The sequence below is a fragment of the Streptomyces sp. NPDC021080 genome (assembly GCF_044333225.1).
In the GTDB taxonomy this organism is placed as follows: Bacteria; Actinomycetota; Actinomycetes; order Streptomycetales; family Streptomycetaceae; genus Streptomyces.
Genome location: NZ_JBIRQM010000006.1, coordinates 271,398 through 295,918 on the forward strand (window position 1 = coordinate 271,398; position 24,521 = coordinate 295,918).

Sequence of the window (24,521 nt, forward strand, 5' to 3'; positions counted from 1 at the left end):
CCGGGCTACCACCAGGCCGAGTCGAGACGGCCCTCGATCGCCCTGAGGTTGCTGCGGGCGCAGTCGTCGCAGAAGTACTGGCGGATGCCGTTCTCGACGGAACAGGTCCACGTCGGCCGGGGGCCGGGAGCCGTCGTTCCGCAGCGGGCGCACACGATCTTCTCGGCTTCGTCCGCGTCGGACTCCGCTGCGGGGCCGGTGCCGTCACTGTCTTCGGGAAGACTCGTCACTCTGGCGACGATATCCCCGCGGCCTGCGGTTCGCCCGGTACAACGCACCGCGGGGGCCGGTCCGTTCGGACCGGCCCCCGCGGGATTCATCGTCTGTGACTGCTGCGACTGCAACGGCTGCTACGACGGCGTGCGTCGATTACTGCATGACCGCCATGGCCAGCGCGCGCCGGGCTCGCATCGAAGCGCGCTCGGCCCGGCGCTGCATGCGGCGAGCGGCCGCCAGGCGCACGGCCTGACGTTCCCGCTCGGCCTGGTGCAGTCGCTCGTGCATATGCGCACGAGCCAGGGCTTCTGGGATGAGTTGCATCTCTCGGGTCCTGTTCTGACGCGAGCCGGTCGCGCCGGTGGTGGTGAAGTCTGGGGTCGCGGAGCCTGCGGGCTCGCTCGTGGACGGCTTCATCGGGGCCTGTTTCTTGGGGTCGTGCGTCAGGGGGCGGTCGATCGTTCCTCGGATGTTCATGCCGCGACCGGGTTCTTGCGCGGGCGGCCACGCGGCCGCTTGCGGGCCACGACCACACCCTGGACGAAGAGCTCGCCACCCCAGACGCCCCAGGGCTCACGCCGCTCCTTGGCGCCGGCGAGGCAGGCCTCCATCAGCGGGCAGGTGCGGCAGAGAGACTTGGCGTACTCGACATCGGCCGGCGACTCGGCGAAGAAGACCTCCGGGTCGTAGGAACGGCAGGGGACGGGTACGCCGAGGTTCTCGATGGCGTCGTCGAGCGCGGTGAGCGCGGTGAGGGGGATCAAGGTGGAGTCCTCCGTGAGGCCGGGCGGGGGGATCGTTTCGGAAGGCGGTACGGACGGGGCGTGCGCTTCGAGTTGCACGGTTCGTCTTCCTCGTCTGGTCGTGCCGGCCGGGGTCGGCCGGTTGGCGGCTGGTACCGGGTTCTTTTCTTGTCCCGAGGCCCCTTCGCTCTGCCGTCCCCGGTCGGGGACAAACAGAAGGGCCGCGGATCCCGGGTGGGGTTCCGCGGCCCTGAAGGCGCCGACCTGATGGTGAATCAGGCTGGATCACTCCAGGGTTCAGGCCCACGGAAGGCCCACATCGTGTGGTGCTGCTGCGTCTGCTTCAGGGATCCGGCACTGGCTGCCGCAAAGGCATAGGCATGTGCTTCAGCCACTACTGCCGCTTCCAGTGCCTGCGTCGGTCGCTCATTGCGCTCACGAACGGGAAGACCCGCGAGAGACACGGAGGACGCCGGCCGGACGGCGCGAATGCCGGACAGACCGGTGCCCAGGTTCGAAACGCCGAGCGGGCACGTGGAGACGACGACCGAGCGATCGGTCATTTTCACGGTGGTGCTGAAGCTGGTGTTGATGCTGATCACTGGAATCGCCTCCTCTCGGCGTCTTGAGGGCCGGTGCGAACCGGTCCGACGGCTATTAAGTACAGCACGGAACCAGGGCCTTCGAGAAGGCCGCTGCTGCCGTGGTTAAGAACCTATGGGGATTGCCGGGGCATGCGCAAACTATTTTCCCGACGAGTTTGAATCAGTTGCCCTCACCGTGTTCCCCGACCTCCCCACCTGCACAGATGGCCAGAACTTCGGCTCCGAAGCGGTTGAGTTTGCGGACGCCGACCCCGGGGATCCGGGCGAGCTCGCCCTCGTCGTCCGGCGCGGTCTCCGCGATCGCCATCAGTGTCCTGTCGGTGAAGACGCAGAACGCGGGCTGCCCGCTGCGCTCCGCCTGCACCGCCCGCCACTCGCGCAGCCGCTCGTACAGACCCTCGTCCATGTCGGAGGGGCAGCCGTCACAGCGCATCAGCTTCATCTCACCGGCGTCGGTGAGCGTGCGGCCGCAGACCCGGCAGCGCGCGGGGGTGCGGCTCGTACGCTGTACGGCGGTGACGCCGGCCCGCGCGGCACCGCGCTCGATACCTCCCGAGGCACCGCCGGCTCCGGCGCCCGCCGTGGCCACGGAGCCGGGACGCAGACCGTCGAGGAACCGGCTGGGGCGGCGGCCCGCGCGGCCTCCGGGCGAGCGGGCGAGCGCCCAGGAGACGAAGAGGCGCTCCCTGGCGCGGGTGACTCCGACGTAGAGGAGGCGGCGCTCCTCCTCGATCTGGTCGTCGGTCTTTGCATAGGTGATCGGCATCATGCCCTCGGCGACGCCCACCAGGAAGACGACGTCCCACTCCAGTCCCTTGGCGGAGTGCAGGGAGGCGAGGGTGACCCCCTGAACGGTCGGGGCGTGCTGGGCGCTCGCGCGTTCGTCGAGCTCGGCCACCAGGTCGGCGAGCGTGGCACCGGGCTTGGCGGTCGCGAAGTCCTGTGCGAGATACACCAGGGCGGCCAGCGACTCCCAGCGCTCTCTGACCGCGCCGGAGCCCGCCGGGGGATTGCTCGTCCAGCCTTCGCCCGAGAGCACCGCCCGGACCTGCGAGGGCAGGTCGACGACGTCGTCGAGGAGCGAGTCGTTGCCGCCGAAACGGGCCGCGGCGCGCAGGGCCGCGCCCGCCTTGCGCACCTCGGGGCGGTCGAAGAACCGCTCGGCCCCGCGCAGCTGGTAGGGCACACCGGCGTCGGCGAGGGCCTGCTCGTAGGTCTCGGACTGGGAGTTCGTGCGGAACAGGATCGCGATCTCGCCGGCCGGTACGCCCGAGGCGATGAGGTCGCGGATGCGGCGGGCGGCACCCTCGGCCTCGGCGGGCTCGTCCGTGTACTCGGCGTAGACGGGCTCGGCGCCCGGGGGCCGCTGGGAGATCAGTTCGAGACGGTGGTCGGCGGCCCGGCCGCGCGCCTGGGAGAGCAGACCGTTGGCCAGGTGGACGACCTGGGGCGAGGAGCGGTAGTCGCGGACGAGCTTGACGACGGTGGCTCCGGGATGACGGGTGCGGAAGTCGAGAAGGTGGTCCGGGGTTGCACCGGTGAACGAGTAGATCGTCTGGCTCGCGTCGCCCACCACACAGAGGCTGTCCCGCTCGCCGAGCCACAGCTCCAGCAGGCGCTGCTGGAGCGGACTGACGTCCTGGTACTCGTCGACCACGAAGTGCTGGTACTGGGAGCGGACCTGCTCGGCGATGTCGTGCCGGTCCTGCAGGATGGCGACCGTGAGCAGCAGGACGTCCTCGAAGTCGATGACCGAGCGGTCGCGCTTGAGGTCCTCGTACGCCGCGTAGATCTTGGCGGTCTCGGCCGGGTCCCGGGGGGCTTCGCGGCCGGCGCGGGCGGCGGCCGCGGCGTAGTCGGCGGGGATGGTCTGGGTGACCTTGCACCACTCGATCTCGCCGGTGACGTCCCGCAGCTCTCCTCGGTCGAGGCGGATGCGGCAGGCGGCCGCCGCGTCCGCGACGAGCTGGATCTTGCGGTCCACCAGCCGGGGCAGTGAGCCACCGACGGCTTTCGGCCAGAAGTACTGGAGCTGGCGCAGGGCGGCGGAGTGGAAGGTGCGGGCCTGGACGCCTCCGGCGCCGAGCTGGCGCAGCCGTCCGCGCATCTCTCCCGCGGCCCGGTTGGTGAAGGTGACCGCGAGCACGCTGGAGGGCTGGAGGATCCCCGCGCGCACCCCGTAGGCGATGCGGTGGGTGATCGCCCGCGTCTTGCCCGTGCCGGCTCCCGCCAGCACGCACACCGGACCGTGCAGGGCGGTGGCGACCGCGCGCTGCTCGGGGTCGAGCCCGTCGAGCACCGCGTCGGCCGTGTCCGGAACCTGCGGGAAGAGGGTGGAGTGCGTTGCTGCTGTCACACAGCCATGCTGCCAGGTCGGCGGAGACGGGTGAGCCGGTTGTCCACAGGGAGGCGGCTGCGGTCGTACGAATGCGGCGAGCGTCACCTCCGGCGCGTGCGAGGAGATCGCGTTTCAGCCACGCCCCGGGTGTCGCGCCTCTCCCCCGCCACGACCGTTCCACCTGCGGTGCGACGCCGGTACGGCGCCGGCGGGCCGCGGGTACGGCGCTGGTGCGGCGAGTGTCACGTCCCGGCGGACGCCCCGGATACCCCCCACGGGAATGGCGGCCGGGTGACCTGCGTTCCACTTGCAGCGACCACGCACCCGAAGCCGTGAAGGAGCGCATGAGACATGCAGGGCACTGTGACGATGTACAGCACCACGTGGTGCGGCTACTGCCGTCGGCTCAAGAGCCAGATGGACCGTGAGGGCATCGCGTACAACGAGATCAACATCGAGCAGGACCCGCAGTCCGCGGCGTTCGTCGAGAAGGCGAACGGCGGCAACCAGACGGTTCCCACGGTTCTGGTGGTCGCCGCCGGCGGCGCCGAGGTCGTCATGACGAACCCGAGTCTCGCCCAGGTGAAGCAGGCCCTCACCGCCTGACCTCCCGCGCGCACGGCAATGCCCCTCCGGCGAGCTCGCCGGAGGGGCATTCGTCATGTCCGGAGCACTCTCAGGCGCTGTTCCCCCGGGTCGGCAGCGGCTTGCCGTACCAGAGCTCGATCAGGCGGGCCGCGATCGAGATCCCGTAGGGAGGCATGACCTCCCCCGAATCGAAGGCGGCCCTCAGGTCGTCCCGGGAGAACCAGCGGGCTTCGTGGATCTCCTCGCCGTCGACGTCGATCTCCGACGAGGTGGCGCGGGCCCTGAAGCCCAGCATGAGGCTGGAGGGGAACGGCCAGGGCTGGCTGGCGACGTACTCGACCTCGCCGACCGTGACGCCGGCCTCCTCGAAGACCTCGCGGCGCACCGACTGCTCGATGGACTCACCGGGCTCGACGAAGCCCGCGAGGGTGGAGAAGCGGCCTTCGGGCCAGTGCACCTGGCGTCCGAGCAGGATGCGGTCGTCGTCGTCCGTGACGGCCATGATCACGGCCGGGTCGGTGCGCGGGTAGTGCTCGGCGCCGCAGGCGGGGCAGCGGCGGATGTGGCCGGCCGCGGCGATGACCGTGCGCTCGCCGCAGCGGGAGCAGAAGCGGTGGGTGCGCTGCCAGTTCTCCAGGCCGACCGCGTGCACCATCAGGCCCGCGTCGCGCGGCGACAGCAGCAGGCCGGCCTCGCGCAGGCCCGCCGGGCGCGCGGACTGGTCGATACGGCCGGGAAGGGCGTCCTTCTGGAGCGCGAAGTAGCTCACCCCGTCGTCGTCCGTGCCCAGGAAATAGCGGTGCGCCTCGGTGAGCGGGGCCTCGAAGGCGGGCGTCATCAGCAGTTCGGTGGTGCCGTCGGCCGTCTCGTCGATGAGCACCTGGCCGCCGGAGACCACGAAGACGCGGGTCGTGGGGTGGCTCCAGGCCGCCGCGAGCCAGGCCTCGTCGAGCCGGTGGTGGGCGGCGCGGTCGATACCGCTCGGGGCGGTGAGCGAGATGGGACGGTCGGCGCTGTGGTCGGTCCAGGTGGTCACGGATGCTTCCAACTCCCCCGGTGGAACGGTTGTTTCGGCGGGCGGTTCAGCAGGACGGGCGTGCGGTGCGCTCTCGGGACTGCGGTTCGGCTTGTTCAGTGTGTCTCGCGCCAGTTCTCGGCCAGGTCGCCCCACAGGTAGGCGGTCGTCTCGACGCCCTTCATGAGGAGGTCGAGTTCGACCTTCTCGTTGGGGGCGTGCCAGCCGTCGGAGGGAACGGAGATGCCCAGGAACAGCACCGGGGCGCCGAGGACTTCCTGGAGGTCGGCCGCCGGTCCCGAGCCGCCCTCGCGGGTGTAGCGGACCGGCTGCTCGAAGGCCCGGCCCATGGCGCGGACGACGGACTGCAGGGCGGGGTGGTCCAGCGGTGTCAGGCACGGGCGGGTGGACGGGCTGAACGTGATCTCGTGCCGGATGCCGTCGGGTACCTGCTCGGCCGCCCAGGCGCGGACGGCCTTCTCGATGTGGGCCGGGTCCTGCCCGGCGACGAGCCGGAAGGAGAGCTTCACCAGGGCGGAGGACGGGATGATCGTCTTGCTGCCGGCGCCCTGGTAGCCGCCGCCGATGCCGTTGACCTCGGCGGTCGGGCGGGCCCAGACGCGCTCCAGGGTGGTGTGCCCGGCCTCTCCGTGGGTGGCCGTCGACCTGGCCGTGCGCAGCCACCGCTCCTCGTCGAAGGGCAGTTCCGCGAAGAGTTCGCGTTCGCGGTCGGTGAGTTCGGTGACCCCGTCGTAGAAACCGGGTACGGCCACGCGCGCGTGCTCGTCGTGCAGGGCCGCGACCAGGCGGGCGACGGCGGTGGCGGGGTTCGGCACCGCGCCGCCGAACGATCCGGAGTGGATGTCCTGCTCGGGTCCGTGGAGGACGATCTCGCACTCGGCGAGGCCCCGCATGCCCGTGCAGACCGTGGGGGTGTCCTCGGACCACATGCCTGTGTCGGAGACGATCACGGCGTCGGCGGCGAGCCGCGGCGCGTGCTTCTCGACGAGCTCGCGGAAGTGCGGGGAGCCGGACTCCTCCTCGCCCTCGATCAGCAGCTTGAGGTGCACGGCCGGGGTGGTGCGCCCGGTGGCGGCGAGGTGGGCCCGGACGCCGAGTGTGTGGAAGAACACCTGGCCCTTGTCGTCGGCGGCCCCGCGCGCGTGGAGGCGGTTGCCCCGGATCACCGGTTCGAAGGGGTCGGTGTCCCAGCCGTCCTCGCGGGCGGCCGGCTGCACGTCGTGGTGTCCGTAGACGAGGACGGTGGGTGCGTCCGGGTCCTCGGAGGGCCATTCGGCGAAGACGGCCGGGGCGCCCGCGGTCGGCCAGACCTCGCAGGTCGGGAAGCCGGTCTTCCGCAGTTCGGCGGCGAGCCAGTCGGCGCTGCGTGCCACGTCCGCGGCGTGCTCGGGCTGGGCCGAGACCGAGGGGATGCGCAGCCACCGACCGAGGTCGTCGAGGAAGGCGGCGCGGTGCGTCTCGATGTACGTACGGACGGTGCTGACGGCGTTGTCAACGGGCTTGCTCATGTTCCTGAGCCTATCCGCCCACAGAGGCGTGTTCGTCCGGTGGTTCTCCGGGGACCCCGTCCGGTGCGCCCGCCGGGTCCTCGGTGAGCAGCCGCTCCAGCGCGGCACGGTCCGGCAGGCCCTCCGGTCGTACGACCTCGCCGTCGCGGACGTGGAGGAACGCGGCCGTGACGGATTCCAGGGGCACCCCCTGCCGTTCGGCCCAGCCCAGGCGGTACAGAGCGAGCTGGAGCGGGTCGGCCGTGCGGCCGTGGCCGGTCTTCCAGTCGACGATCTCGTACGTCGTCCCCTCGCCGTCCCCGTTCCTGTAGACGGCGTCGATCCGACCGCGGACCACCCGGCCCGCGATCGCGAGCTGGAAGGGCACCTCGACGCGGTAGGGGGTGCGGTGCGCGTAGGGAGTGCGTTCGAAGGCGTCCTTCAGGGCTTGCAGGTCGTGCTCGTCGGCGATCTCCGCCTCGCCGCCGGGCAGGTCCTCGGGCTCCAGCATCGGCAGCCGCAGCGCCTCGAAGCGGGACTCCACCCAGGCGTGGAAGCGCGTGCCCCGGCGCGCGGCGCGCTGCGGGGGGCGTGGCATGGGGCGGGCGAGTTCCTGTGCGAAGCCGTCCGGGTCGGCGGCCAGACGCACCAGCTGGGAGGCGGTGAGCGAGGCCGGCAGGGGGACGTGGGTGACGGTCTCGCGGGCGCGCAGGAGCTCTCCGGTCAGCGCGTCCAGGTCGCGGTCCCAGGACGCGAGGGTGCGGGCCTCCTCGGGCGTGAGGCGCTCGCTGCCGGCCTCCCGGGGGTGCGGGACGGTCGGGGCCTGGGCCTGGTGCGGCACGGTCGGACGGTCGCCGCCGCGGCCGGCCGGGCGGTCTCCCGGCCGTTGCGTCGTCCAGGAGTACCGGTCCGGGTCGTCGTCCCTGGGCAGGGCGCTGTCCGGGAGGCCGCCGCGCGGGAACGGATCCTCGAGGAAGGCGTCCTCGGAAAGGCCGCCTTCGGAGTACTCGTCTTCGGGGAGGCCGTCCTCGGCGTACTCCGCGTACTCCGCGTATTCCTCGTACTCGTCGTAGGGCGGGACGTCGTCCTCGGGCGGGGGTGGCCACTCCGGATCGTCGTACGAGTTGGGGTCGTGGGCGGCGCTGTGCGGGGACGCGTCGGCGCCCGGGCGGGCCTCGTCGTGGGACGCGAGCCGCTCCAGGTGGGCGAGCACGGTCTCCGCCGCCGCCCGGCGCCGGGCGAGGGCCGCGTCGTCGAGCGGGAGCGGCCAGGCGTGGTCGGCGGCCGCTTCGCGCAGGGCCGGGTTCTCCTCGTCCTCGGCCGGCTCGTCCGCCCAGTCCTCGATCTCTCCGTGCCCGGCCGCGCAGTGGTCGTAGAGGGCGTGCAGGAAGTCCGAGGGGCCGCGCGTCCGCTTCTGGGAGGGCCCCCACCAGTGGCCGGAGCCGAGCAGGAGGGAACGGGGACGGGTGAACGTGACGTAGCCGAGGCGCAGTTCCTCGGTGTGCTGGTGGGCCTTCATGGCCTCCTGGAAGGCCTTGATGCCCTTGGCGTCCCAGGTCTCGACGTCGGGCAGCGTGTCGGCGTCGCCGCGCAGCCGGTGGGGCAGGACCTTGCCCTGGGCGGTCCACTTCTCGCGGCCCTGGCCGCTGGGGAAGGTGCCGTCGACGAGGCCGGGGACGGCCACCACGTCCCACTCCAGGCCCTTGGACTTGTGCGCGGTGAGCACCTTGACGGTGTTCTCGCCGCCGGGCAGGGCGTTGTCCAGGCCCTTCTCGTACTGCGCGGCGGTGCGCAGGAAGCCGAGGAAGGCCAGCAGGCTCGCCTCGCCGTCGCCGGACGCGAAGGACGCGGCAACGTCCAGGAAGTTGGAGAGGGTCTCGCGGCGGCGGGCGGCCAGGGCGTGCGGGGAGGCGGAGAGCTCGACCTCGAGTCCGGTGACGGCGAGGACCCGGTGCAGGACGTCCATCAGCGGGTCGGCGAGCGAGCGGCGCAGGTCGCGCAGTTCGGCGGCGAGCCGGGCGAAGCGCACGCGCGCGTCCGGCGAGAAGGGCAGCCCGTCGTCGTCCCCGGCCGCCTCGATGGGCGTCTCCAGGAATGTGTCGAGGGCGTCGGCGAGCGATATCACCTCGGCCGGGTCGACCCCCTCGACCGCCGCGGCGAGCCTGCGGTCCGGATCGTCGTCGGCCCGCGCGTGCGCGTGGGACACGAGCAGACGGGCGCGGCGCCCGAGGAGGGCGAGGTCGCGCGGGCCGATCCGCCAGCGCGGGCCGGTGAGCAGCCGGACGAGGGAGGCGTTCGCCCCCGGGTCCTGGAGGACCTCGCAGACGGCCACGAGGTCGGCCACCTCGGGCAGGTGCAGCAGCCCGGAGAGGCCCACGACCTCGACGGGGACGTCCCGGGCGACGAGCGCGCCCTGGATCTCGGCGAAGTCGGTGGCGGTGCGGCACAGGACGGCGATCTCGGCGGGTGCCGTTCCGGTGCGTACGAGATGGGCGATCGAGTCGGCGAGCCAGCCGATCTCCTCGGCGTGGGTGCGCAGCAGCGCGCAGCGCACCAGGCCGTCCCGCTCGGCTCCCGGGGCGGGCCGCAGGGCCTCCACGCCCGCGTGCATGGCGCGCAGCGGTTCCGCGAGGCCGTTGGCGAGGTCGAGGAGGCGGCCGCCGCTGCGGCGGTTCTCGCTGAGCGACTGGCGGGTCGCGGGGCGGCCGTCGGGGCGTGCGAAGTGCTCGGGGAAGTCGTCGAGGTTGGCCACGGACGCGCCGCGCCAGCCGTAGATCGCCTGGCAGGGGTCGCCGACCGCGGTCACGGCGTGTCCGGTGCCGCCGCCGAACAGTCCGGCGAGCAGGACGCGCTGGGCGACCGACGTGTCCTGGTACTCGTCGAGCAGGACCACCCGGAACTCGTCCCGCAGGATCTCCCCGACCTCGGGGCGGGTGCGGGCCAGGGTGGCCGAGAGGGCGATCTGGTCGCCGAAGTCGAGGAGGTCGCGCTCGCGTTTCGCCGCGCGGTAGCGGCCCACCAGTTCGGCGAGTTCGCGGCGGGCGGCGGCGGCCTCGGGGACCTTGCGCAGGTCGGCGTTGGTGAGCCTGGCGCCTTCCAGGGTGCGCAGCAGTTCGGCGTCGTGGGCGCGCAGGTCCTCCGCCGTCACGAGGTGTTCGGCGAGCTCGGAGTCGAGGGTGAGGAGGTCGCCGACCAGGTCCGGGAAGGAGCGGGTCAGCGCCGGGTAGAGGCCCGGGGCCTCGCGCAGCACGCGCGCGGCGAGCTGGTAGCGGGTGGCGTCGGCGAGGAGCCGGGACGTCGGTTCGAGCCCGATGCGCAGTCCGTGGTCGGTCAGCAGCCGGCCCGCGAAGGCGTGGTACGTGGAGATGACCGGCTCGCCCGGCGGGTTGTCGGGGTCGATGACGTCCGGGTCGGTGACTCCCGCCTTGACGAGCGCCTTGCGGACCCGCTCGGCGAGTTCACCCGCCGCCTTGTTGGTGAACGTCAGACCGAGGACCTGCTCCGGGGCGACCTGCCCGGTGCCGACCAGCCACACCACGCGGGCCGCCATCACCGTGGTCTTGCCCGAACCGGCTCCGGCCACGATCACCTGCGGGGCCGGCTCAGCGGTGATGCACTCCGTCTGTTCCGGGGTGAACGGGATGCCGAGGAGCTCTTTGAGCTGTTCGGGGTCGGTGATGCGGGCGGGCATGTCGCAGAGGCTAGCGGCGTCCACTGACACCGGTGGCCACATCGGCGCCCGGGACGAAAGAACCCCAGGTCAACACATATGGTGCTCTGCGTCACTTGGTGCTCTGCGTCACTCGACCACGTGCCGGCCCTCCGGCCGGGCGCTGCAGGAGGCGCGGAAAGAACAGTGCGTGCAGTGCTGTCCGGTCGTCGGCGAGAACCGTTCGTCCAGGACCTTGCCGGCGGCGTTCGCCAGCAGGTCGCCGACCCACTCGCCCTCCAGCGGCTCCTGCGCCTGCACCTTGGGGAGGGTCTCGCCGCCGTTCTTCTTGGCGGCGCCCTGGCGGAGCTGGACGAGTTCGGCACCGCCCGCCTCGGGACGTACGCCGTCGAAGACCTCGTCGACCGCGCCCTCGCCGACGGCGAGTTGGTAGACGGCGAGCTGCGGGTGGCGGGTCACCTCGGCGGCGCTCGGCGCCTGCTTGCCGGTCTTGAAGTCGACGACGTAGGCACGGCCCTCGGTGTCGGCCTCGACGCGGTCCATGGAGCCGCGGATGCGCACTTCGTAGGAGCCCGCTTCGAGCGTCACGTCGAAGTCGTGCTCGCTGGCCACCGGTGTGCGGCCGGTGCGGTCCATGACGTGCCACTTCAGGAAGCGTTCGAGCGCCACGCGCGCGTGCTCCTTCTCCTGCGCGGACTTCCAGGGCGCGTCGAAGGCGAGCGCGTTCCACACGGAGTCGAGGCGCTCCATGAGGACGTCGAGATCCGCGGGGGTGCGTCCGGAGGCGACCTCGTCGGCCAGGACGTGCACCACGTTGCCGAAGCCCTGGGCGGCTGTCGCGGGCGCGTCGGCCTTCACCTCCCGCCCGAGGAACCACTGCAGGGCACAGGTGTTGGCGAGCTGGTCGAGGGCGCTGCCGGAGAGCACGACGGGCTGGTCGCGGTCGCGCAGCGGGACCTTGCTCTCGGTCGGCTCGTACATGCCCCACCAGCGGTAGGGGTGCGCGGAGGGGACGAGCGGGCGGCCGTCCTCGTCGGCGAGCGCGGCGAGCCGGGCGAGACGGCGGGCCGCGGCCTGCCGGAGGCTCTCCGAGACGCGCGGGTCGACCGTGGTGGCGCGCAGTTCGGCGACCAGCGGGGCGACGGCCAGCGGGCGGCGTGGGCGGCCGGTCACGTCCTTGGGTTCGACGCCGAGTTCGGTGAGGAAGCGGGAGGGCTGGTCGCCGTCGTCGGCCGGTGCCTTCACCGCCGTCACGACGAGCCGTTCACGCGCGCGTGTGGCGGCCACGTAGAAGAGCCGGCGTTCCTCGGACAGGAGTGCCCCGGGCGCGAGGGGTTCGGCGAGTCCGTCCCGCCCGATGCGGTCGGCCTCCAGCAGGGAGCCGCGGCGGCGCAGATCGGGCCACAGGCCCTCCTGGACGCCCGCGACGACGACGAGGCGCCATTCCAGGCCCTTGGAGCGGTGCGCGGTCATCAGGCGTACGGCCTCGGGGCGGACGGCCCTGCGGGTGAGCGTGTCGGCCGCGATGTCCTCGGCGTCGATCTGCTCCAGGAAGTTCAGGGCGCCACGGCCCCCGGTGCGCTCCTCCGCGCGTTCGGCGGTCGCGAACAGCGCGCACACGGCGTCGAGGTCCCGGTCGGCGTTGCGTCCGGCCGCGCCGCCGCGCCGGGCGGCGCGCTCCAGACGCTGGGGCCAGGGCGTGCCGTCCCACAGGTCCCAGAGGGCCTCCTCGGCCGTTCCGCCGCCCGCGAGACGCTCACGCGCCGTGCGCAGCAGCGCGCCCAGGCGCTGGGCCCCTCGGGCGTACGCGGGATCGTGCGCGACGAGCCGCTCCGGCTCGGCCAGCGCGCGGGCGAGCAGGACGTCGGACGGCGGCGGTACGAGGTTTCCGCCGGCCCGCTCCTCCTCGCGCAGGGCGCGCCCCAGGCGCCGCAGGTCGGCGGCGTCCATGCTCGCGAGGGGCGAGGCGAGCAGGGTGAGCGCGGTCTCGGTGTCGAGCCAGGACGCGACGCGGACACCGGCGGTGTCCTCCCCCGGTCCGACGACGGCAGCGGACGCGTCGTCCGCGCCGGACAGCTCGTCCGCGCCGGACAGCTCGTCCGCGCCGGACAGCTCGTCCGCGCCGGACAGCTCGTCCGCGCCGGACAGCTCGTCCGCGCCCGATGCCCCGTCCGCACCGGATGGCGCCTCCGCACCCGCCGGTTCGTCCGCACCGGATGACACGTCCACGCCCGGTGACCTGTCCGTGCCGGACGCCCCGTCCGTACTCGGCTCCGACTCGGCGCGGGCCACCGCCCGCAGTGCCGTCAGCAGCGGCGCGACCGCGGGTTCGTGCCGCAGCGGCAGATCGTCGCCGTCGATGTCGAGGGGCACGCCCGCCGAGGTGAGCGCCCGCCGGATCGTGGGGATCGTGCGGGAACCGGCGCGCACGAGGACGGCCATCTCGCCCCACGGAACCCCGTCCTCCAGGTGGGCGCGGCGCAGGATGTCCGCGATGTTGTCGAGCTCCGTGCCGGACGTCGGGTACGTGTAGACCTCGACCTGCCCTCCGTCCCGTACCGGTGACAGCTCGCGGTGGGCGCGCACCTTCTGCGCCGGCAGCCGGGTCAGCGGCATGCGCTGGGTGAGCCGACGGGTGGCGGCCAGCAGTTCGACGCCCGAGCGGCGGGACGTGCCGAGGACCTCGACCGGGGCCGGGCGGCCGTCCGCGCGCGGGAAGGCGTCGGGGAAGTCCAGGATGCCGTTGACGTCGGCGCCGCGGAAGGCGTAGATCGACTGGTCGGGGTCGCCGAAGGCGACGAGGGTGCGCCCTCCGCCGGCGAGGCCCCGCAGCAGCCGCACCTGCGCGGGGTCGGTGTCCTGGTACTCGTCCACGTAGACGGCGTCGTACTGCGCCGCGAGCCGTTCGGCGACCTCGGGCCGGCGGACGAGGAGCACCGCACGGTGGACCAGTTCGGCGTAGTCGAGGACTCCCTGCATGTCGAGGACGTCGAGGTACTCGGCGAGGAAGGCGGCCGCCGCGCCCCAGTCGGGGCGGCCGATGCGCCGCGCGAAGGCCTCCAGGGCGTCGGGGCCGAGTCCGAGTTCCCGGCTGCGGGCAAGCACCGCGCGGACCTCGTCGGCGAAGCCGCGCGTGGTCAGGCAGGCGCGCAGTTCGTCCGGCCAGCGCACATGGGCGAGGCCGAGCCGCTCCAGGTGGGGCTGGCCCGCGAGCAGCTCGCGCACGGCCACGTCCTGCTCGGGGCCGGACAGCAGCCGCAGGGGCTCCACGAACAGGTCGCTGTCCTGGTGGGCTCGGATCAGGGCGTAGCAGAAGGAGTGGAACGTGGTGGCCCGGGGCGCGCGGGCGGCTCCGATGCGCAGCGCCATACGGTCGCGGAGCTCGACGGCCGCCTTGCGGCTGAAGGTGAGCACCAGGATCCGTTCCGGGTCGCCGCCGCGTTCGATCCGGGCGGCCACGGATTCGACGAGCGTGGTCGTCTTGCCCGTACCGGGGCCGGCGAGCACGAGCAGCGGTCCGCGCGCGTGGTCGACCACCACGCGCTGGGCCGCGTCGGGACGAGGGGGATCCACCTGGGCCGGCACGGTGCGCATCAGCCGGTACGCACCACGGGCCCCCTGGCGCACGGAGGAGTGCGTCAGGCGCCTGGTGGAGGAAGTGGAGCTCACGTGGTTCGCCGGTCCTGGTGGTCGTGCTGGTGGGCGGACTGCCGCGTGGAGGGCGGTGGCCGCGGGGCGCGGGGACGCGTGCCGACGACGCTACGCCGGTGCGGTTCACGGAAGGAGGCCTTCCGATTCTTCCCTCACACCCCGTGCGTCACATGCGTCCCGCGACGTACGAACGTACGGCATGTCACGGATGTGCCTCGTTTCGCTCGTACGGACCTCAGTGTCCCTTTCGGTCCGGTGAATGCCGGAAGCTGTCAGGTGTGACCTTCCGCGCGTTCGCCGCCGTCCCATCGGGCCCGTCTCATGTCGACACGTGGCAGATGCCCCGCGGAGGCCCGGCTCGCCTCCTTCAGCGGCGTCCCCTCGGCGCGGTAGTGGACCAGCGCGTCCAGTTCATGGCCGGGCAGCAGCACCCCGTCGGCGCGCATGACGCGCCACCACGGAACCGCCCCGCCGTAGAGGGCCAGCACCCGGCCCACCTGGCGCGGACCGCCCTCTTCCAGCCATTCGGCGATGTCGCCGTACGTCATGACGCGGCCGGGCGGGATCAGCTCGGCGACGTCGAGGACCCGCTCCGCGTACTCCGGCAGGGCGTCCGCCGGAAGGCTCTCCTCGCTCATCCGCCCCATCCTGCCCCACCCCACCGACAACGTGACCCGGCGGCGACTGTGCATATTCCTTCCCGCGGAGTGACGCTTGTAGCAGATTGCACGCCCCGCATTTGCACCCTGATGCCCCCGTGTGTCGGTCGGGCATGCCACCATCGTGCGGGCGGTGACCGGTGATACGAGATCAAGAAGAGACCATGAGGCAGCAGGGCGTGCACCCCGAAGACGCGGAGGGCATCTCCGCCGCCTCGTCACGCCCTGACACCCACGGTTCCGACGAGAACGGCACGGACGACAAGCCGGGCGAGTCCCCCTCCATGACCGGCGGGGCGGACTCCGGCAAGGCGGATCCCCCTTCCGGGACCCGGGAAACACCGTCTTCCGAGGCCCGGGAAACACCGTCTCCCGAGGACGGGGAAACCCCCTTCCGGCCCCCCTCGGAGGAGACGCGGCAGGCCGAGCGCGGCACCGGCTGCGTGGAGGAGGTCCACGCCGACGAGGTCGAAGGCGACGAACCGCTGCTTCCCGCGCGCGTGCACCGCCCTTCCGACCTGATGCGGCTCCTTGTCGGCGTCCTCGCGATCGTGGTGCTGCTCGGCATCGCCGCGTTCGCGCACGGCACCACCTCGGGCCTCGAACAGGACATCAACAAGGGCACCGGCCAGGCACCCGATCTGCTGATCAAAATCGCGGGGCTGGCGTCCAGCATCGCGATCCTCCTGGTGCCGGTCGCCTTCGCCATCGAGCGGCTGATCAAGCGGGACGGGCTGCGCATCGCCGACGGCGTCCTCGCCGCCGTCCTCGCGCACGGGGTGACGCTGGCCACGGACCTCTGGGTCGCCAGGGGCGCCCCCGACTCCATCCAGGAGGCGCTGACCCAGCCCTCACCGAGTGACATCCACGCCCTCACCGACCCGGTGCACGGCTATCTCGCACCGGTCATCGCCTACATGACGGCCGTCGGCATGTCCCGCAGACCCCGCTGGCGCGGGGTGCTCTGGGTCGTCCTGCTCCTCGACGCCTTCTCCATGCTGGTGACCGGCTACACGACCCCGTTCTCGATCATCCTGACGGTACTGATCGGCTGGACCGTCGCCTACGGAACGCTGTACGCGGTCGGCTCACCGAACGTACGGCCGACCGGACGGACGCTGATGGCGGGCCTTCGCCACGTCGGCTTCCACCCGGTCAGCGCGGCCCGCGAGGAGACGCCGGAGACCTCCGAGAGCGGCGACCGCGGCCGGCGCTACTTCGTCACCCTGGAGGACGGCCCGCCACTGGACGTCACGGTCGTCGACCGCGAACAGCAGGCACAGGGCTTCTTCTACCGCGTCTGGCGCCGGCTGACGCTGCGCGGCATCACCACCCGCCGCAGCCTCCAGTCCCTGCGCCAGGCCCTGGAGCAGGAAGCCCTCCTGGCCTACGCGGCCATCGCGGCCGGCGCCAACGCGCCCAAGCTGATCGCGACCTCCGAGCTGGGCCCGGACGCTGTGATGCTCGTCTACGAGCACACCGGCGCCCACACCCTCGACTCCCTGCCCGACGAACTGATCACCGACGACCTGCTGCGCGACACCTGGCACCAGGTGCAGGCGCTGCAGTCCCGGCGCATCGCGCACCGCAGACTCGCGGGCGACGCGATTCTGGTGGATCGTTCCGGCACGGTGATCCTCACGGATCTACGCGGCGGCGAGATCGCGGCGGGCGAACTGCTGCTGCGCATGGACATCGCCCAGCTGGTGACCACCCTCGGGCTGCGGGTGGGCGCCGAGCGGGCGGTGGCGTCGGCGGTGGGCGTGCTCGGCCCCGACGCCGTCGCGGACTGCCTGCCCCTGCTCCAGCCGATCGCGCTGACGCGCTCCACGCGCGCGACGCTGCGCAGACTCGCCCGGGAGCGCGCGCAGCGCGAACGCGAGGCGGTCCTGGAGGCCTCACGGCTGGCCCGGCTCGCCCGCGCCGAGGAGACGTCCGGGGAAGCGGCCGCGCCCGTGCCGGAGAAGGCCGGGAAGAAGGCCGTACGGGCCGAGCAGCGCGCCGAGAAGCGGGCGATCGACGAGGCCCTGGACGAGGCGCGCGAGGAGGATCTGCTCACCCAGATCCGCCACCAGGTCCTGCTGATCCGGCCGCAGGCGCCCGTGGAGCCCGCCCGCCTGGAGCGGGTCAAGCCCCGCACGCTGATCAGTGTCATCGCCGGGGCGATCGGCGCGTACTTCCTGCTCACGCAGCTCACCCACATCGAGTTCGGGACCCTCTTCGACAACGCCCAATGGGGCTGGGTCGCGGCGGCCGTGCTGTTCTCCGCCCTGAGCTACTTCGCGGCGGCGATGAGCCTCCTCGGCTTCGTGCCCGAGCGGGTGCCGTTCCTGCGGACCGCGGCGGCCCAGGTCGCCGGCTCGTTCGTGAAGATCGTGGCGCCCGCCGCGGTCGGCGGTGTCGCCCTCAACACACGCTTCCTCCAGCGCGCCGGGGTGCGGCCGGGACTCGCGGTGGCGAGTGTCGGCGCGTCGCAGTTGTTCGGGCTCGGCTGCCACATCCTGATGCTGCTGTCCTTCGGCTATCTGACCGGTACGGAGAAGACCCCGTCCCTGTCGCCGTCCCGTACGGTCATCGCGGGTCTGCTGACGGTCGCGGTGTTCATCCTCGTGGTGACGTCGGTGCCGCTGCTGCGCAAGTTCGTCTCCACGCGTGTGAGGTCGCTGTTCGCGGGTGTCGTGCCGCGCATGCTGGACGTGCTGCAGCGACCGCAGAAGCTCGTCACCGGTATCGGCGGCATGCTGCTGCTGACGGCCTGCTTCGTGATGTGCCTGGACGCGTCGATCCGCGCGTTCGGCCACGAGGAGACGAGCACGCTCAGTCTCGCCAGCGTCGCCGTCGTCTTCCTCGCCGGCAACGCGCTGGGCTCGGCGGCGCCGACCCCGGGCGGCGTCGGCGCGGTCGAGGCGACCCTCACCGTCGGTCTGATCGCCGTCGGTCTGCCCAAGGAGGTCGCGGCACCCGCGGTGCTGCTGTACCGGCTGCTGACCCTGTGGATCCCGGTGCTGCCCGGATGGCTGTTCTTCAACCACCTGACACGCAAGGGCGCGCTCTAGGGTCCGCCGCGGACCGCCCGTACGCGCTCCGCCCGACCGGCGTACGGACGACCTCGGCCCTGCCCGCGCCCGCGGGTGGGGGTTCCCCGCGTCCTCACCCGCACGGCTCGTGCCCCGAGCGCCCCACCCCGCACGCCCGCAGGATGGGGAACATGCCGAACCCGTCCCGGCCCAGGACCGCTGCCCTGGCCGTCATCGCCGTCCTGCTGGCCCCGTGGGTGTCCGGCTGCGGCAGTGACTCCAAGGACGTGGACCTGACGGCGCAGAAGCTGGACTGGAAGGCGTGCCCGGCACCGTCCGAGGCCGAGGGCGGCGGCGACTCCCCCTCGCCTCTGCCGGGTGGCGCGGAGTGGCAGTGCGCCACCATGAAGGTGCCCCTCGACTGGTCGGACCCCAAGGGCGACACGATCGGACTCGCGCTGATCCGGGCGAAGGCGAGCGGCGCCCCCGGCAGGCGCATCGGCTCGCTCGTCTTCAACTTCGGCGGACCCGGCGGCTCGGGCGTCGCCACGCTGCCCGCCTTCGGACAGGACTACGCCGCCCTGCGCACCCGCTACGACCTGGTGAGCTTCGACCCGCGCGGCGTCGGCCGCAGCGCGGGGGTGAAGTGCGAGAACGACCAGCAGCTCGACAGGTTCTTCCAGCAGGACGCCACTCCGGACGACGCCGCCGAACAGCAGGCCCTCCTGCGGAACACCAGGACGTTCAACGCGGCGTGCGAGAAGAACTCCGGCAGGATCCTCCCCCACGTGCGCACCACGGACGCCGCTCGCGACATGGATCTGATGCGGCAGGTCCTGGGCGACGACAAGCTGCACTACTTCGGCATCTCGTACGGCACCGAACTGGGTGGCGTCTACGCCCACCTGTTCCCCAAGAACGTGGGCCGGGCCGTCTTCGACGGGGTCGTCGACCCGACCCAGAACCTGGAACAGAGCTCGCTCGGCCAGGCCAAGGGCTTCCAGCTCGCGCTGGACAACTTCGCGAAGGACTGCACCTCGAAGGCCGAAGGCTGCCCCATCGGCGACAGCCCGCAGGACGTCAAGGACCGCATCGCCAAGCTGCTGCAGGACCTCGACAGCAAGCCGATCCCCGGTGCCTTCCCGCGCCGGCTCACCCAGACCGCCGCCACCAGCGGCATCGCGCAGTCGCTGTACTCCAAGGACTTCTGGGAGTACCTGACGGAGGGACTCCAGCAGGCCTACGACGGCGACGGCAAGATTTTGATGCTGCTGTCCGACTCGATGAACGGGCGCAGCGAGAACGGCCAGTACAGCAACATCACTCCGGCCAACATCTCCATCAACTGCGCCGACGACAAGCCGCGTTACACCGCGGACTTCGTGAAGTCGAAGCTTCCCGAGTTCAAGGCCGCCTCCCCGCTGTTCGGCGACTATCTGGCCTGGGGCATGGTCGGTTGCACCGACTGGGCCGTGCCGGGAGCCGCCGAGCACCCGGACGTCAGCGCCCCCGGTGCGGCACCGATCCTCGTGGTCGGCAACACCGGCGACCCCGCGACACCGTACGAGGGCGCCCGGGCGATGGTGAACGCGCTCGGCAAGGGCGTCGGAGTCCAGCTGACGTACAAGGGCCAGGGGCACGGGGCGTACGACAGCAAGAACAAGTGCGTGCAGAACGCGGTGAACAGCTATCTGCTGCAGGGCACCGTGCCTAGGGCCGACACCGTCTGCTCTTAGAAAGCCGCAGGTCAGAGCGTTATCCACAGGCCTCGGCGGCGGTCGGTGGCCGCCGCCTACTATGGCCTGCATGTGATCCGCGACTTCGGGCGGACCACGGGCGAGGGGGACACTCATGACACGTTTCGCACGGTGGACGGCCGCGGCCGCCGCCACGTTGCTGCTGGCCGGCTGCGGCGGGGGCGCGGGGGGCGACGGCACGGACGAGGGGAAGAACGGCGACGGATCCCCCGCCACCACGCACCCCTCCGGCGGGTCGCCGGGGCTGCCCGCCTCGCTCATCTCGCAGAAGCTCGACTGGGGCCGCTGCAAAGGCACTTCGGACTCGCCCGCGCCCGGGAACGGCTGGCAGTGCGCCACGCTCAAGGCACCGCTGGACTACGCGAAGCCGGACGGCGCGACGATCGGACTGGCCCTCATCCGCTCCAGGGCGACCGGCGGTCAGGGCAAGCGCCTCGGCTCGCTCCTCTTCAACTTCGGCGGACCCGGCGGCTCGGGCGTCTCCACGATGCCGTGGTACGAGACCGTCGTCGGCCCACTGCACGAGCACTACGACCTGGTGAGCTGGGACCCGCGCGGGGTGGCCGCCAGCGAAGGGGTGCGCTGCCGCGGGGACAAGGCGATCCAGGCCTCCGAGTCGGTGGACGCGACACCGGACGACGCGGCCGAGGAGGCGGCGTACCTGAAGGACGCCACAGACTTCGGAAAAGGCTGCGCGAAGTCCGCCGGCAAGCTGCTGTCCCACGTCTCGACGACGGACACGGCCCGCGACATGGACCTGATGCGCCAGGTCCTGGGCGACCGCCGCATGCACTACTTCGGCATCTCGTACGGCACCGAACTGGGCGGCGTCTACGCCCACCTGTTCCCCAAGAACGTGGGACGCCTGGTGCTGGACGCGGTCGTCGACCCGACCGCCGACACCGTGGGCCACGCCAAGAACCAGACGCTGGGCTTCCAGCGCGCCCTGGACGACTACCTCAAGTCCACCGGGCAGGACCCGAAGCAGGGCTCCCGGAAGATCGCGGACCTGCTGAAGCGGATCGACGCGAACCCCCTGCCCACCTCCGGCGGGCGCAAGCTCGGCCAGACCTCGGCTCTCACCGGCATCGTGCTGCCCCTCTACAGCGAGGCGGGCTGGCCGCGTCTGACGAAGGCTCTGAAGGACGCCGAGGGCGGGGACGGTTCGGCCCTGCTGGCGCTCGCCGACGAGTACAACGACCGCAACTCCTCGGGGCACTACGGCACGACGACCCATTCCCAGCGGGTCATATCGTGCTTGGACGACAAGGAGCGGCCGACCCCCGAGGAGACGAAGAAGCGGCTGCCCGAGTTCGAGAAGATCTCGCCCGTCTTCGGGGACTTCATGGGCTGGGACACGGCCGGCTGGTGTCACGGCTGGCCGGTGGCAGGTCAGTTCGACCATCCCGAGGTCAGCGCGCCGGGAGCCGCGCCGGTGCTGGTCGTCGGCAACACCGGGGACCCGGCGACACCCTACGAGGGTGCGCGCAGGATGGCGGACGAGCTCGGCAAGGGCGTGGGGGTGGAGCTCACCTGGAAGGGCGAGGGCCATGGCGCCTACGGGAGCGGGAGCGACTGTGTCGACTCGACCGTGAACAGCTATCTGCTGGACGGGACACTGCCGAAGGACGGCAAGGTCTGTTCATGACGACGGCGGGGGTTCCGCGGACACCCGGTCCGCGGAACCCCCGCCGCCCGAAGAGCGGGACGGTCCGCCGGTCAGTACACCGGCTTCTCGGGCTCGATCTGGTTGACCCAGCCGATCACTCCGCCGCCGACGTGCACGGCGTCGGAGAAACCGGCGGACTTCAGGACGGCGAGGACCTCCGCGCTGCGGACACCCGTCTTGCAGTGCAGGACGATCTTCTTGTCCTGCGGCAGGCTCTCCAGGGCGGTGCCCATGAGGAACTCGTTCTTCGGGATCAGCTTGGCGCCGGGGATCGAGACGATCTCGTACTCGTTGACCTCGCGGACGTCGATGATCTCGATGTTCTCGCCGTCGTCGATCCACTCCTTGAGCTGCTTGGGAGTGATCGTCGAGCCGGCGGCCGCCTCCTGGGCCTCCTCGGACACGACGCCGCAGAAGGCCTCGTAGTCGATGAGCTCGGTGACGGTGGGGTTCTCGGAGCAGACGGCGCAGTTCGGGTCCTTGCGGACCTTGACCTGGCGGTACTGCATCTCCAGGGCGTCGTAGATCATCAGGCGGCCGACGAGCGGCTCACCGATGCCCGCGAGAAGCTTGATCGCCTCGTTGACCTGGATGGAGCCGATGGACGCGCACAGCACACCGAGGACGCCGCCCTCGGCGCAGGAGGGGACCATGCCCGGCGGCGGGGGCTCCGGGTAGAGGCAGCGGTAGCAGGGGCCGTGCTCGGACCAGAAGACGGAGGCCTGCCCGTCGAAGCGGTAGATCGAGCCCCACACGTAGGGCTTGTTGAGCAGCACGCAGGCATCGTTGACCAGGTAGCGGGTCGCGAAGTTGTCGGTGCCGTCGACGATCAGGTCGTACTGGCTGAAGATGTCCATCACGTTCTCGGCCTCGAGCCGCTCTTCGTGAAGGACCACGTTCACGTACGGGTTGATGCCCAGCACGGAATCGCGCGCGGACGCGGCCTTGGAACGGCCGATGTCCGCCTGGCTGTGGATGATCTGGCGCTGCAGGTTCGACTCGTCGACCTCGTCGAACTCCACGATGCCGAGCGTGCCGACGCCCGCCGCGGCCAGGTACATCAGGGCCGGCGATCCGAGGCCGCCGGCGCCCACACAGAGCACCTTGGCGTTCTTCAGCCGCTTCTGCCCGTCCATGCCCACATCGGGGATGATCAGGTGGCGGGAGTACCTGCGGACCTCGTCTACGGTGAGCTCAGAGGCTGGCTCTACCAGGGGTGGCAGCGACACGGGGACTCCGTTGGTCGGTCTATCACTACGGTTGTTCTCCCCGTAACACTGCCACGCCCTTCTTCATTCCGAGACACCCGTTCCGATCCGCGAGACGATTTCGTCCCAGTAGCCGGGCATCGTCTCCCAGGGGTCGGTCGTCCCGCCGTGATCGGAGCGGTCGGTGAAGTAGATCGTCGACGCTCCCTGCCAGCGGGCGATGCGCAGTGCCTCGTCCAGGTGGCCGCGCGGCACACCGTGCACGAAATGGCAGAAGCGCTCGGGGGGATAGTCGGCGGTCCACTCGGCGACCTGCGACCAGCGGTATTCGGTCCAGGGGCCCGAGAAGGTCACGAGCTGGTCGGCGATCTCGGCATATCCCGGGTGCGGGTGGGTGCCATGGCCGAGCACGACGTGGGCGCCGTCCTTCAGTGCGCGCAGCGCGTCGACCGTCCGGCGGACGTCGAAGAGCGCCGCGCGTTCGGTGGGACAGCGGTCGACGATGAATCCGTCGGCCTGGTACCAGTCGAGATGGCGGCGGGCGTCGGCGACGGTCTCGGCGAAGGCGCGTACGCCGTGGGCGGCGTCGAGAAGTCCCAGCACCTTGACCCCGGCGTTGCGCAGCCGTCCCGTGGCCTCCAGACAGCGCGGGTCGGGTCGCTCACCGGGACCGTCGTCCACGTTCAGGACGACCCAGTGCAAGGGGGTGCCGGGGCGGGTGAGTTCGTCCCATTCCAGCGGAGCGACGAGAGGATGTGCATAGCCGGGGACACCGAAGCCGAGCCCCAGGTCGGTGCTCGCGCTGCCGGTCGCGGTCCGGGTCAGATACGACACGCTGCCTCCATCCAGATGTCGGCGAGGGATTCCTCGAGATTGATCCGGGGCCGCCAGCCGAGCCGGTCGCGTGCGGTGCGCACATCGGCCTGCTGCCAGCTGCCGCAGCCGTCCGGGTAGGGGGAGGAGACCGGGGCCACATGGTCGGGCTCGGGGCGGGGGTGGCCGATGGCCGGCCTCATGGGCGGACCGGGCGGGCCGTCCAGTTCGTGCAGGCTGCCGCTGTAGCCGGCCACGCGTGCGAGGACGGCGGCGGCGTCGCGGAGGCGCACGGCACGACCCGAGCCGATGTTGATCACGCCCTGTGCGGCGGACAGGGAGGCGGCGTGGACGGCGCGGGCGACGTCACGGACGTCGATGAAGTCGCGCTGGACTCCGAGGCCGCCGAGCTTGAGTTCGCCGTCGCTGGCCTGCATGGCGCGGCGCAGGGCTTCGGCGAGCCGGCCGAGCGGGGATCCGGCGGGGGTGCCGGGTCCGGCCGGGGAGAAGACACGGAGCACGACGGCGTCCAGGCCGGAGCCGAGGACGAGTTCGGTCGCCGCGAGCTTGCTCACCCCGTACGGGCCGCCCGGGCGTGGCACGGCGTCCTCCGCGGTGGAGGAGCCGGGCTGGCTGGGCCCGTACTCGGCGCCGCAGCCGATCTGGACGAGCCGGGCGCCGCAGCCGCTGCGGCGCAGGGCCTCGCAGACGGTGGCGACGGCGACGGTGTTGTGCCGGGTCAGTTCGCGGGCACCGCCGCGGGTGGTGCCCGCGCAGTTGATGACGACTCCGGGGTGCACCGCGTCCAGGAAGCGGGTGAGCGCTCCGGGGCTGCCCGAGGCGAGGTCGAACCGTACGTCGGCGTCGTCGCCCCGGCCGAGCGCGGTGAGCTGCACGGCCGGGTCGGCGAGCAGTCTGTCGGCCACGAAGCGGCCGAGGTAGCCGTTGGCTCCGATCAGCAGGACCCTCATCGGGCGGCTCCCGGGGCGGATTCTCCGGTTCGGGAGGTGATCATCTGGCTGTCTCCTTCGAGGTGATGCCGTAGGTCGTGAAGAGGGCCCGCG

The 24,521-nt window shown here is 71.9% G+C and carries 17 protein-coding genes; 4 read left to right on the forward strand and 13 right to left on the reverse strand.

The window, feature by feature from the left end; all coding sequences use genetic code 11:
* Positions 1-5 precede the first annotated feature (5 nt).
* The 5 genes from ACH4S8_RS17035 to ACH4S8_RS17055 form a co-directional block, all read right to left on the reverse strand.
* Entirely contained in the window at positions 6-230 is a 225-nt protein-coding gene (locus ACH4S8_RS17035; RefSeq protein ID WP_398394560.1) for a hypothetical protein, read from the reverse strand.
* A 139-nt stretch (positions 231-369) separates the two neighbouring features.
* Positions 370-693 (reverse strand): hypothetical protein, encoded by a 324-nt coding sequence (locus tag ACH4S8_RS17040; RefSeq protein ID WP_398394562.1) that lies wholly within the window; start codon positions 691-693, stop codon positions 370-372.
* The gene (locus tag ACH4S8_RS17045) at positions 690-1,058 is read right to left on the reverse strand and encodes a WhiB family transcriptional regulator (protein WP_028802016.1); all 369 of its coding nucleotides are present in this window, start codon (positions 1,056-1,058) and stop codon (positions 690-692) included. Before ACH4S8_RS17045 ends, ACH4S8_RS17040 begins: the two co-directional genes overlap by 4 nt.
* Positions 1,059-1,234: 176 nt before the next feature.
* Positions 1,235-1,561: a hypothetical protein gene (locus tag ACH4S8_RS17050; RefSeq protein ID WP_398394564.1), complete on the reverse strand. Its 327-nt coding sequence runs from the start codon at positions 1,559-1,561 to the stop codon at positions 1,235-1,237.
* Positions 1,562-1,724: 163 nt separating this feature from the next.
* On the reverse strand, positions 1,725-3,920 hold the full coding sequence (locus ACH4S8_RS17055; protein WP_398394566.1) for an ATP-dependent DNA helicase UvrD2: 2,196 nt from the start codon (positions 3,918-3,920) through the stop codon (positions 1,725-1,727).
* A 333-nt stretch (positions 3,921-4,253) separates the two neighbouring features.
* On the opposite strand from ACH4S8_RS17055, the gene ACH4S8_RS17060 reads away from it, so the two are divergent.
* Positions 4,254-4,508: a mycoredoxin gene (locus ACH4S8_RS17060; protein ID WP_326785638.1), complete on the forward strand. Its 255-nt coding sequence runs from the start codon at positions 4,254-4,256 to the stop codon at positions 4,506-4,508.
* Between the two features lie 70 nt (positions 4,509-4,578).
* On the opposite strand, the gene nudC is transcribed toward ACH4S8_RS17060, so the two are convergent.
* From nudC to ACH4S8_RS17085, 5 genes are all read right to left on the reverse strand, one after another.
* Complete coding sequence (nudC, locus tag ACH4S8_RS17065) at positions 4,579-5,526, reverse strand: NAD(+) diphosphatase (RefSeq protein WP_398394569.1); 948 nt, start codon at positions 5,524-5,526, stop codon at positions 4,579-4,581.
* Positions 5,527-5,621: 95 nt separating this feature from the next.
* The gene (locus ACH4S8_RS17070) at positions 5,622-7,034 is read right to left on the reverse strand and encodes a dipeptidase (RefSeq protein WP_398394571.1); all 1,413 of its coding nucleotides are present in this window, start codon (positions 7,032-7,034) and stop codon (positions 5,622-5,624) included.
* Between the two features lie 10 nt (positions 7,035-7,044).
* Positions 7,045-10,704, reverse strand: a complete 3,660-nt coding sequence (locus ACH4S8_RS17075; protein WP_398394573.1) for a UvrD-helicase domain-containing protein — start codon at positions 10,702-10,704, stop codon at positions 7,045-7,047.
* Between the two features lie 108 nt (positions 10,705-10,812).
* Entirely contained in the window at positions 10,813-14,352 is a 3,540-nt protein-coding gene (locus tag ACH4S8_RS17080; RefSeq protein WP_398394575.1) for a UvrD-helicase domain-containing protein, read from the reverse strand.
* 254 nt (positions 14,353-14,606) lie between these two features.
* On the reverse strand, positions 14,607-14,972 hold the full coding sequence (locus ACH4S8_RS17085; protein WP_398394577.1) for an MGMT family protein: 366 nt from the start codon (positions 14,970-14,972) through the stop codon (positions 14,607-14,609).
* Between the two features lie 185 nt (positions 14,973-15,157).
* Between ACH4S8_RS17085 and ACH4S8_RS17090 the strand changes: the two genes are divergently transcribed.
* The 3 genes from ACH4S8_RS17090 (at position 15,158) to ACH4S8_RS17100 (ending at position 21,415) form a co-directional block, all read left to right on the forward strand.
* Positions 15,158-18,049, forward strand: coding sequence for a lysylphosphatidylglycerol synthase domain-containing protein (locus ACH4S8_RS17090; RefSeq protein ID WP_398394579.1), 2,892 nt, complete (start codon positions 15,158-15,160; stop codon positions 18,047-18,049).
* Between the two features lie 152 nt (positions 18,050-18,201).
* A complete protein-coding gene (locus ACH4S8_RS17095) occupies positions 18,202-19,746 on the forward strand; it encodes an alpha/beta hydrolase (protein WP_398394582.1) in 1,545 nt (514 codons plus the stop codon).
* Between the two features lie 115 nt (positions 19,747-19,861).
* Positions 19,862-21,415: an alpha/beta hydrolase gene (locus ACH4S8_RS17100; RefSeq protein ID WP_398394584.1), complete on the forward strand. Its 1,554-nt coding sequence runs from the start codon at positions 19,862-19,864 to the stop codon at positions 21,413-21,415.
* A gap of 71 nt (positions 21,416-21,486) precedes the next feature.
* On the opposite strand, the gene moeZ is transcribed toward ACH4S8_RS17100, so the two are convergent.
* The 3 genes from moeZ to ACH4S8_RS17115 form a co-directional block, all read right to left on the reverse strand.
* Positions 21,487-22,665 (reverse strand): adenylyltransferase/sulfurtransferase MoeZ, encoded by a 1,179-nt coding sequence (moeZ, locus tag ACH4S8_RS17105; protein WP_398394586.1) that lies wholly within the window; start codon positions 22,663-22,665, stop codon positions 21,487-21,489.
* Between the two features lie 63 nt (positions 22,666-22,728).
* A complete protein-coding gene (locus tag ACH4S8_RS17110; RefSeq protein WP_398394588.1) occupies positions 22,729-23,478 on the reverse strand; it encodes a spherulation-specific family 4 protein in 750 nt (249 codons plus the stop codon).
* The gene (locus tag ACH4S8_RS17115; protein ID WP_398394590.1) at positions 23,466-24,428 is read right to left on the reverse strand and encodes an NAD-dependent epimerase/dehydratase family protein; all 963 of its coding nucleotides are present in this window, start codon (positions 24,426-24,428) and stop codon (positions 23,466-23,468) included. Before ACH4S8_RS17115 ends, ACH4S8_RS17110 begins: the two co-directional genes overlap by 13 nt.
* Positions 24,429-24,521 lie beyond the last annotated feature (93 nt).